The sequence below is a fragment of the Tardiphaga sp. genome, from assembly GCF_028290785.1.
GTDB lineage: Bacteria > Pseudomonadota > Alphaproteobacteria > Rhizobiales > Xanthobacteraceae > Tardiphaga.
The window spans coordinates 23,266-32,335 of the sequence record NZ_JAQGJD010000233.1 but is presented as its reverse complement, the minus strand read 5'-3'; the positions used below and the strand labels follow the sequence as shown (position 1 = coordinate 32,335).

9 protein-coding genes and 1 pseudogene are annotated in these 9,070 nt (G+C 65.5%); 6 read left to right on the top strand and 4 right to left on the bottom strand.

Annotation, left to right across the window (positions count from 1 at the left end; genetic code table 11):
* The first annotated feature begins 14 nt into the window (after positions 1-14).
* Both JWR89_RS14405 and JWR89_RS14400 read left to right on the top strand, forming a co-directional pair.
* Positions 15-551 carry a PAS domain-containing protein gene (locus JWR89_RS14405; protein ID WP_299717302.1) on the top strand — a complete coding sequence of 179 codons (537 nt, stop codon included), beginning with the start codon at positions 15-17 and terminating at the stop codon, positions 549-551.
* Complete coding sequence (locus tag JWR89_RS14400; protein ID WP_299717294.1) at positions 514-1,845, top strand: methyl-accepting chemotaxis protein; 1,332 nt, start codon at positions 514-516, stop codon at positions 1,843-1,845. Before JWR89_RS14405 ends, JWR89_RS14400 begins: the two co-directional genes overlap by 38 nt.
* Positions 1,846-2,076: 231 nt before the next feature.
* On the opposite strand, the pseudogene JWR89_RS14395 reads toward JWR89_RS14400, so the two are convergent.
* A pseudogene (locus JWR89_RS14395) lies at positions 2,077-2,307 on the bottom strand (LysR family transcriptional regulator); the annotation flags it as partial.
* Between the two features lie 85 nt (positions 2,308-2,392).
* On the bottom strand, positions 2,393-3,526 hold the full coding sequence (locus JWR89_RS14390) for a site-specific DNA-methyltransferase (protein WP_299717292.1): 1,134 nt from the start codon (positions 3,524-3,526) through the stop codon (positions 2,393-2,395).
* Positions 3,527-3,787: 261 nt separating this feature from the next.
* On the opposite strand from JWR89_RS14390, the gene JWR89_RS14385 reads away from it, so the two are divergent.
* Both JWR89_RS14385 and moaB read left to right on the top strand, forming a co-directional pair.
* The gene (locus JWR89_RS14385; protein ID WP_299717290.1) at positions 3,788-4,723 is read left to right on the top strand and encodes a neutral zinc metallopeptidase; all 936 of its coding nucleotides are present in this window, start codon (positions 3,788-3,790) and stop codon (positions 4,721-4,723) included.
* A gap of 172 nt (positions 4,724-4,895) precedes the next feature.
* Positions 4,896-5,447: a molybdenum cofactor biosynthesis protein B gene (gene moaB / locus JWR89_RS14380; RefSeq protein ID WP_299717288.1), complete on the top strand. Its 552-nt coding sequence runs from the start codon at positions 4,896-4,898 to the stop codon at positions 5,445-5,447.
* Between the two features lie 79 nt (positions 5,448-5,526).
* Here moaB and JWR89_RS14375 read toward each other — a convergent pair whose 3' ends face one another.
* The gene (locus JWR89_RS14375) at positions 5,527-6,471 is read right to left on the bottom strand and encodes a helix-turn-helix domain-containing GNAT family N-acetyltransferase (protein WP_299717286.1); all 945 of its coding nucleotides are present in this window, start codon (positions 6,469-6,471) and stop codon (positions 5,527-5,529) included.
* 57 nt (positions 6,472-6,528) lie between these two features.
* Positions 6,529-7,095 (bottom strand): glycosyl transferase, encoded by a 567-nt coding sequence (locus JWR89_RS14370; RefSeq protein ID WP_299717284.1) that lies wholly within the window; start codon positions 7,093-7,095, stop codon positions 6,529-6,531.
* 185 nt (positions 7,096-7,280) lie between these two features.
* On the opposite strand from JWR89_RS14370, the gene JWR89_RS14365 reads away from it, so the two are divergent.
* On the top strand, positions 7,281-8,444 hold the full coding sequence (locus JWR89_RS14365; RefSeq protein WP_299717282.1) for a PA0069 family radical SAM protein: 1,164 nt from the start codon (positions 7,281-7,283) through the stop codon (positions 8,442-8,444).
* 87 nt (positions 8,445-8,531) lie between these two features.
* Positions 8,532-8,921 carry an endonuclease domain-containing protein gene (locus tag JWR89_RS14360; protein ID WP_299717280.1) on the top strand — a complete coding sequence of 130 codons (390 nt, stop codon included), beginning with the start codon at positions 8,532-8,534 and terminating at the stop codon, positions 8,919-8,921.
* Positions 8,922-9,070 lie beyond the last annotated feature (149 nt).

Sequence of the window (9,070 nt, the reverse complement as noted above, 5' to 3'; positions counted from 1 at the left end):
CCGACAGGTCAACGATGTCCCATTCCATCAAGCCAAGCGGCCGTGAGGTGTTCTTTCCGGCTTCCGAACTGATCGTCTCGAAAACCGACCTGAAGGGCCGGCTGACCTATGTCAACCGGCTGTTCTGCAGCATCGCCGGCTATACCGAAGCGCAGGTGATCGGCCAGCAGCACAGCATTGTCAGGCATCCCGACATGCCGCGCAGCGTCTTCAAGCTGCTGTGGGACACCATCGAGGACCGCCGCGAAATCTTCGCCTATGTGAAGAACATGGCCAGCAACGGCGACCATTACTGGGTGTTCGCCCACGTCACGCCGTCGATCGGCGCCGACGGCAAGATCGCCGGCTATCACTCCAATCGTCGCGCGCCGGCCGCCGACATCATCAAGAAGACCATCGCGCCGCTCTATGCCGAGGTGCTCGCCATCGAGCGCCGCCACGTCAACGGCAAGGAAGCGGTTGCCGCCGGACACAAAGCTCTCACGGATTTCGTGGCCTCCCAGAAAGTCAGCTATGACGAACTTATGTTTTCTCTCAAGAGCGCAGCTTAGCACGCTGCTCATCGTCCTCGGTTCGGTCGCCGCGCTGGCGCTGCAACTGGCCGGCATGACGATCACGGCGATGGTACTGCAGGCAATGGTGATTGCCGCCGCCGGCCTGTCGCTGTGGTGGATGGCGCGCGCCGCGGCGCTGGTCGAAAAGGCGCGCGATGCCTGCCGCCGCATCGCCATGGGCGATTTCGAGGCGCGCATCCTGGCCATTCCGACCGGCGGCGTGATGGGCGAACTGCTGCACACCGTCAACGACATGATCGACGGCTGCGACGCCTTCGTGCGCGAGGCCACCGCGGCGATGACCGCCGTGCATCACAACAAGTATTATCGCCGGATTCTGCCGGGCGGGCTGCATGGCGGCCTGCTACACGGCGCGGGCGTCATCAACGACGCCACCACCAGCATCGCCAGGCGGATCGGGCAATTCGAGCGCCAGACCGCCGAGCTGGAAACCACCGTCAACGCCATCGTCTCGGCGCTGGACAGCGGCGCCACCGAGATGAGCGGCACCGCGGGCAACCTGCGCTCCGGCGCGTCATCCACGCTGCAGCGCGTCACCTCGGTGGCCGCGGCGTCGGAACAGGCCGCCGCCAACATGCAATCGGTGGCCTCCGCCACGGCGCGGCTGTCGTCCAGCGCCGGCGAAGTCGGCGCCGACGTCAACCGTTCCGCGGTGATCGCCGGCCGTGCAGTAGAGCGGGTCGCGGATGCCGCCGGCCATGTCGATGTGCTTCGCAGCGTCGCGGTGCGGATCAGCGAAGTCGTCAAGTCGATCAATGTGATCGCCAGCCAGACCAACCTGCTGGCGCTCAACGCCACCATCGAGGCGGCGCGCGCGGGCGAGGCCGGCCGCGGCTTTGCCGTGGTGGCGCACGAGGTGAAATCGCTGGCCACCCAGACCGCCAATTTCACCGCCGAGATCGAGGCCCAGATCGGCCAGGTGCAATCGGCCACCGACAAGGTCAGCGAGTCGATCACCGAGATCGGCACCGTGATCGCGGAAGTGAACGAGATCACCGGCAAGGTCGCCGGCGCCTCGGAAGCGCAGTCGGCGGCCACCGCCGACATCGCCCGCAACGTCGATGAGGCGTTTGCGGTGGTGCGCGAGATTTCCACCAACATCCAGTCGCTGGCGGCGACCGCCAAGGACACTGAGCAACTGGCGACCTCGACCATGGTGGCGTCCGGCGACCTGTCGTCGCAGTCCGGGCTGTTGACCAAGGAAATTCGCAGCTACCTCGGCGAAGCCCGGCAGAACCTGGTCGATCAGGCCGGCAACAAGGCGGCGTGACCCTTTCTTCTCTCTCCCCCGAGCAAAGCTGCGCTTTGCAAGGTGGGAGAGGGTGGCCGCGCGATAGCGCGGCCGGGTGAGGGGTAGCCGCAAGCTCCGAGCCCCGCGACTACCCCTCATCCGTCACGGACTTCGTCCGTGCCACCTTCTCCCACAAGGGGAGAAGGAAGATGGATGTGCGAGGCCATTGAAATTGGTGGGGGGCACGGCGCAAGTGCGCCTTTGCCCACCCTACGATTTCTGCATTTGACGCTTCTTCCCATCCAACCCACGGCCCACTTCAAGCATCATCCGCCGCAGCCAGATCGATCCGGGATCGAACTGCGCCCGCGTGGGCGTGAACATGAACTGTTCGTCGATGCCGGGATCGAGCGGCGGCGCGATGGTTGCGAGTGATAGCGGCCCGGCCAGCGCGGCGATCAGGCGGCGCGGCACGAAGGCGACCAGCTCGACGCGCGGAGCGCTGCGGGGCGTGCCCACCATTGGTGTTCGGAGATGAAGTTGGTGGGCACGGCGCAGGTGCGCCTTTGCCCACCCTACATCGATCTTAAACCGCGCCCATCCCGCTGCGGATTTCGGCGCGCAATTCGTCGATCAGGCGGAGGCCCTTCTTGGTCTCGACGTGCCAGAACGTCCAGCCGTTGCAGGCGGCCGAGCCCTGCGCCACCGCGCCCATGCGGTGGATCGAGCCGACCTTGTCGCCGAGCATGATGGCGCCGTCGGCGCGCACCAAAGCGCCGTGGCGCTTCTTCAGATCGACTAGCTTGGTGCCGGGCGAGATCATGCCGCGCTCGATCAGTTCGGAGAACGCGACGCGGGGGGCCGAGCGGGCGGTCATGAACGGCGCCAGCGTGGCTTCCGGCAGCGGCTCGATCGCGGCGATGCGCGCTTCGGCCGCAGCCGCGTAGTCGCGGTCGCGTTCGAAGCCGATATAGTTGCGACCGAGGCGTTTGGCGACGGCGCCGGTGGTGCCGGTGCCGTTGAACGGATCGATCACGAGATCGCCGGGCTTCGACGACGACAGCAGCACGCGGGCGAGCAGGCCTTCCGGCTTCTGCGTCGGGTGCACCTTCTTGCCGTCGGCGCCCTTCAGCCGTTCTTCGCCGGTGCACAGCGGGATCAGCCAGTCGGAGCGCGCCTGGACGTCCTCGTTGGCGGCCTTCAGCGCTTCGTAGTTGAAGGTATAGCCCTTGGCATTCTCGTCGCGCGCGGCCCAGATCATGGTCTCGTGCGCATTGGTGAAGCGGCGGCCGCGGAAATTCGGCATCGGGTTCGACTTGCGCCACACGATGTCGTTCAGCACCCAGAAGCCGAGGTCCTGCATGATCGAGCCGACGCGAAAGATATTGTGGTAGGAGCCGATCACCCACAGGGTCGCCGACGGTTTCATGATCCGGCGCGCGGCCAGGAGCCAGGCGCGGGTGAAATCGTCATAGGCGGCGAACGACGAGAACTTGTCCCAGTCGTCGGTGACCGCATCGACATGGGATTCGTCGGGGCGCTTGAGGTCGCCCTTCAGTTGCAGGTTGTACGGCGGATCTGCGAACACCAGATCGACCGAAGCGGCCGGCAACTTTGACATCTCGGCGACGCAATCTCCAATGACGATGCTGGAGGTCGGGCCGGATTCGAATTTAATGCGGGGCGCCCTTGCAGACGCCCCGCGAAGCGAAACAACCATGACTCAAGTACTCTGACTCAGGCGACGCTGTCGGCGACGCGGGACTAACAAACCGACTGTCCACAACATGACGGCGCAAAGTAAAAATCGACTTAATTGCAATCGAGTTCTTGAGCGTTCATGCTAGGCAAGATTTGCCGGGCAGTTTAATGCTTAATGCGATGGAAATTTTCCGCGATTGCCGCGTTAGGGTCGGTGCTCGCTCCGTCATGAACGACCCGCCACGAATGAAATGCGACGACGAAATAGAGGACAGCCCCCATGCGTTACGATGACTTCCGTCGCAGCGACAATATCGACGACCGTCGTGACGACGAAGGTGGCGGAGGGGGTGGTGGCGGGTTTGGCCTGCCGATGGGCGGCGGCGGGCTCGGCATCGGCACGGTGATCGTGCTCGGCCTGGTCGGCTGGGCGTTCGGCATCGATCCGCGCATCCTGATCGGCGGCGCCGAGATTCTCACCGGCGGCCAGCAGCAGGCGCCGACCTATCAGACCGACAGGCGGTCCGCGCCATCGAAAGGCGGCGCGCCGACCGACGAGATGGGCAGCATGATTTCCGGCGTGCTCGGCGAGATCGACGATCGCTGGACCGAGATTTTCAAGGACAGCGGCCAGAGCTATTCAGGTCCGCGCATCGTGCTGTTCAAGAACGCCACCAATGGCGGCCGTTGCGGCATGGCGCAGTCGGCGATGGGGCCGTTCTACTGCCCGCCGGACAAGCAGATATTTCTCGACACCGGCTTCTTCCGCCAGGTCGAGACGCGCTTTCACGGCTGCTCGGGCAATGCGTGCAAGTTCACCGCGGCCTATATCATCGCCCATGAGGCCGGCCACCACATCCAGAACCTGCTCGGCATCCTGCCGCGCGTGACGCGGCTGCAGGAGCAGGCCGGCAGCAAGGCGGCGGCCAACGCGCTGCAGGTCAAGGTCGAGCTGCAGGCCGACTGCCTGTCCGGCGTCTGGGTCAACCGCGAAGAGAAGAAGCGACCGGGCTTCCTCGAAGCCGGCGACATCGACGCCGCGCTGCAGACCGCCTCGGCGATCGGCGACGACACGCTGCAGCGCCAGGCGCAGGGCCGCGTGGTGCCGGATTCCTTCACCCACGGCTCGGCCGAGCAGCGCAAGCGCTGGTTCATGACGGGGTACCAGCAGGGCACCGTGCAGGCGTGTAATACGTTTGCGGTGGATCGGCCGTAGCGTTAGAGCGCGGACCCCTCAGCCGTCATTGCGAGGAGCGCAGCGACGCGGCAATCCAGAGCCTAAGCGAAAGCAGACTGGATTGCTTCGTCGCAAAAGCTCCTCGCAATGACGGCTGAGGGGGCGCAGTGCGTCCGGCACACAAGAGTTCGGCGTGAACGAGAGAGCCACCATGTCATCCACTGACGACACCAAAGCCTTCGTGCCGCTGAACATCGCGGTGCTCACCGTGTCCGACACCCGCGTGCTGGCCGACGACAAGTCCGGCACCACGCTCGCCGACAGGCTCACCGCGGCCGGCCACCACCTCGCCGCGCGCGACATTGTCACCGACGACGTGGAAGCGATTCGCGTCATCGTCCGAAAGTGGATCGCCGACCCCGGCATCGATGCGATCATCACCACCGGCGGCACCGGCTTCACCGGCCGCGACGTTACGCCGGAAGCGATCGAGCCGTTGTTCGAGAAGCGCATGGACGGCTTTTCGATCGCCTTCCACATGCTCAGCCACGCCAAGATCGGCACCTCGACGATCCAGAGCCGCGCCACCGCGGGCACCGCCCGCGCGACGTTCATCTTCTGCCTGCCGGGCTCGCCCGGCGCCTGCCGCGACGGCTGGGACGGCATTCTCGCGGCGCAACTCGATTACCGCACGAAGCCGTGCAATTTCGTGGAAATCATGCCGCGGCTCGATGAGCATCTGCGGCGCGGCAAGGCGAAGTAGCTGAGGTCGTAGGGTGGGTTGAGCCGTTGCGAAACCCACCACCCTCTGCCGGTGGGTTTCGCGAAGGGCTCAACCCACCCTACAGCTTCATCTCCCAGGTCTCCGCCACCAGATCCGCGCCAAAACTGTGGTGCGGCTCGCTGGCCACCAGCTCGAATCCGGCGCGCTGGTAGATGCCGCGCGCGGCGACGAGAATGCTGTGGGTCGATAGCGTGATCGAGCGGTAGCCGACCTGCCGAGCAAAGCGGATGGCTTGCTCGACCAGCGCGCGGCCGACGCCGAGTCCGCGGGCGTGGCGCTCCACCACCAGCATCCGGATCTGGGCAACGTCATCGGACGCCTTGACCAGAAAGATCGAGCCGGCCGGCGCGCCGTCGGTTTCCGCGATCAGGCAGCACTCTCGCGCGGCATCGTAGTTGCGAATGAATTTGGCGGCGATCTCGGCGACCAGCGCCTCGAAGCTGCTGTCCCAGCCATATTCCTCGGCGTAGACCGCGCCGTGCCGCGCGATCACCCAGCCGATGTCGCCCGGCCGATGTTGCCGCAGCGTCACCACGCGCGGCCGGCTTTCCGCGGGATCGAGCAGGCGCCGGATCGTCGCCATCGCCTGCACCACGCGCGTGTGGTCGGCGAACGGCAGTTCGGCCAGCAGCGCGGCGACGTTGTCGTGCGAGCTGCGGTTGAGCCGGCCGAAGGCGAGGCGGCCCTTGGCGGTCAGGCCGAGCCGGTATTGCCGGCGATCCTCCTTCGAGACCGTGCGGGTGATCAGCCCCTTGTCGTGGAAATTCTGCACGATGCGGCTGAGGTAGCCGGGATTGAGGCCGAGGTCGGTGGCGATCGCTTTTGCCGACAGATCGTCGCGGTGCGCGAGTTCGTACAGCACCCGGGCTTCGGTCAGCGAGTAGGGGCTGTCGAGCAGGTTTGGCTCGAGCACGCCAAGCTTGCGGGTGTAAAACCGGTTGAACGCCCGGACGGCGGCGATGGCGTTCTTTGGCATCGGGGGCGGGGCAACGTCGATGGTCATGGTCAACCTCAATAGTTGCCACTGTCAATCAAATGCTTGCCTTTGGCAACTTGTTTCTCAGGCGACGATGATCCGACTGCGCAGCAGGGTGCGCGAGGAGCGGCCGAGCTGGCGCAGCAGCCGGGCTTCGGAGCGGCGCGCGTCCGCGTAGCCGCCGAGCCGCTCGTAGTGATCCCGCGCGATCAGCAGGCCCTGGTCGGAGGACGGCCCGGCGATCAGCCGCGCCAGAAATTTCAGGCCGTCGGCGAGACTGGCGTCGCTATAGGGCGAGCGGGCGTAGCGGAAGATTCCCGCGCGCGGCCGGTCGCTGGAAGAGACGCGCTGGATGAACTGGGTGGTTTCCTCGATCCAGCCGGCATCGAGCACCGCGCCGGCATGCAGGAACATCAGCCACGGCGAACGCGCCTGCCGGGCACCGGCGGCCATCGCTGCCGCGCGGGTGCCCTGGAATGACAAGAAGCCGCAGCCGGCGACGTCGGCGACGTGCTCGATCACCCCGGTCCCGGCGCGATCGACCAGCAGCACTTCCTTGATCACGCCGGCCGCCGCGCCCGGGATCAGCGCCGCGAGCGTGGCCACGGCGGGCTGTTCGACACCATCGGTGGGGATGATCACACTCAGCATGCGCGACTTATGATACCTTGTGATTGCCAGGTGCGGCGGAGGTACCACGTTGCCTGCGCCAGATCAGTACGACTTTCGCGGCACGTCCGGATTGTCGCCGTCTGGCGGAGATTGCACAGCGTGCTTGCCGGGCGCCAATCAATTTATGTTCTTGCTTTGTTCCTTGGTGCCGCTATCTTGATGGCATGAGTCGCCATATCGCTGTCGCCCTCAAGCACCCGCCGGTCTCGGCGCCCTCCGATCCGGCGGGTGTGCCTTCGCCTTTTCCCGAGATCGCGGTGGCGATCGAGAAGCAGCGGCGGCGTGGCCGCGGCGCCCAGTCCAACGAGTCGGGCCGGTTCGAGGCCGAAGCTCGTGTCGCGTTCGACGACGGCTGGCAGAGCCTCGACGATCTACCGGCGTTCAAGACCACCGTCGCGGTGGACACCGCGCGAAAGGTGATCACCCGCAACGAGTCGCCGGATATTGGCTTCGATCGCTCCATCAATCCGTATCGCGGCTGCGAGCATGGCTGCGTGTACTGCTTTGCGCGGCCGACCCACGCCTTTCTCGGCCTGTCGCCGGGCCTCGATTTCGAATCCAAGCTGTTCGTCAAACCGGACGCGCCGGGGCTGCTGGAGAAGGAACTGGCGGCGCCGGATTACGAGCCGAAGATGATCGCGATCGGCACCAACACCGACCCGTACCAGCCGATCGAGCGCGAGCGGAAGGTGATGCGCGGCATTCTCGAAGTGCTGGAGCGCGCCAACCACCCGGTCGGCATCGTCACCAAGTCGGCGCTGGTGACGCGCGATATCGATATTCTGGCACGGATGGCCAAGCGCAACCTCGCCAAGGTCGCGATCTCGGTGACCTCGCTGGATCCGAAACTGGCCCGCACCATGGAGCCGCGCGCCTCGTCGCCGGCAAAGCGGCTGGAAGCGCTTCGGCAGCTATCCGAGGCCGGCATTCCGACCACGGTGATGGTGGCGCCGGTCATCCCCGCGCTGAACGATTCCGAGATCGAGCGCATTTTGGACGCCGCGGCACATGCCGGCGTCAAGGAAGCCAGCTACGTGCTGCTGCGGCTGCCGCTGGAAGTCCGCGACCTGTTCCGCGAGTGGCTGATGGCGAACTATCCGGATCGCTATCGCCACGTGTTCACGCTGATCCGCGACATGCGCGGCGGCCGCGACTACGACTCGCAATGGGGCACCCGGATGAAGGGCACCGGCCCGATGGCCTGGATGATCGGCCGAAGGTTCGAAATCGCCTGCGCCAAGCTCGGCCTCAACAAGCGCCGCTCCAAGCTGACCACGGATCATTTCGTGCGCCTGACCCAAGCCGGGCAGCAGTTGAGTTTGTTTTAGGAGTTTAAAGGATCTCGGAATCCCTCCCCCCGCGTCTTCGCGGTGGGGAGGGTGGCCGGCCGAAGGCCGGTCGGGTGGGGGGATGGCGTGGCAAACCAGAATGCGCGTGCGCTCCGAAAACAACTGACGCCGCAGGAGGTGAAGCTATGGGTCAAGCTGCGCGAATTGAAGCCGCTGGGATATCACTTCCGTCGTCAAGCGCCGATCCGCAACTACATTGTCGATTTCGCTTCGTTTCGCGATCGCCTCGTCATCGAGGTCGATGGTGGACAGCACGGCATGGAAGACGGCGCGCGACGGGATGCCAGGCGTGACGCGTTTCTGCGCGGTGAGGCATTTCGCGTCTTGCGGTTCTGGAATTTCGAGGTGGACCAAAATCTGGAAGGGGTAATGCAGGTGGTTCTGAGCGCGTTGCACCCCCACCCGACCGGCCTGACGGCCGGCCACCCTCCCCACGCAAGTGCGGGGGAGGGATAAGAAAAGAGTTTCGCTGCCAGGACTTGGCCCCTCTTACGCTTTCGAGGGTGCCTGAGCAGCGCAGGCGGGTGGAGGGGAGCCAGTGAGCCACGCTGGCTTCCCTCGCCCGACGGTTCTGACGTTCGCCAATCTCTCCACGAGTCGTCCCC

What these genes read in the sequence shown, in the direction of transcription:
- JWR89_RS14385 (WP_299717290.1), top strand. Translation starts at nt 3,788, where the DNA reads ATGCGTTACGATGACTTCCGTCGCAGCGACAATATCGACGACCGTCGT.
- JWR89_RS14390 (WP_299717292.1), bottom strand. Translation starts at nt 3,526, where the DNA reads ATGGTTGTTTCGCTTCGCGGGGCGTCTGCAAGGGCGCCCCGCATTAAA.
- JWR89_RS14370 (WP_299717284.1), bottom strand. Translation starts at nt 7,095, where the DNA reads ATGCTGAGTGTGATCATCCCCACCGATGGTGTCGAACAGCCCGCCGTG.
- JWR89_RS14400 (WP_299717294.1), top strand. Translation starts at nt 514, where the DNA reads ATGACGAACTTATGTTTTCTCTCAAGAGCGCAGCTTAGCACGCTGCTC.
- moaB (WP_299717288.1), top strand. Translation starts at nt 4,896, where the DNA reads ATGTCATCCACTGACGACACCAAAGCCTTCGTGCCGCTGAACATCGCG.
- JWR89_RS14405 (WP_299717302.1), top strand. Translation starts at nt 15, where the DNA reads ATGTCCCATTCCATCAAGCCAAGCGGCCGTGAGGTGTTCTTTCCGGCT.
- JWR89_RS14365 (WP_299717282.1), top strand. Translation starts at nt 7,281, where the DNA reads ATGAGTCGCCATATCGCTGTCGCCCTCAAGCACCCGCCGGTCTCGGCG.
- JWR89_RS14375 (WP_299717286.1), bottom strand. Translation starts at nt 6,471, where the DNA reads ATGACCATCGACGTTGCCCCGCCCCCGATGCCAAAGAACGCCATCGCC.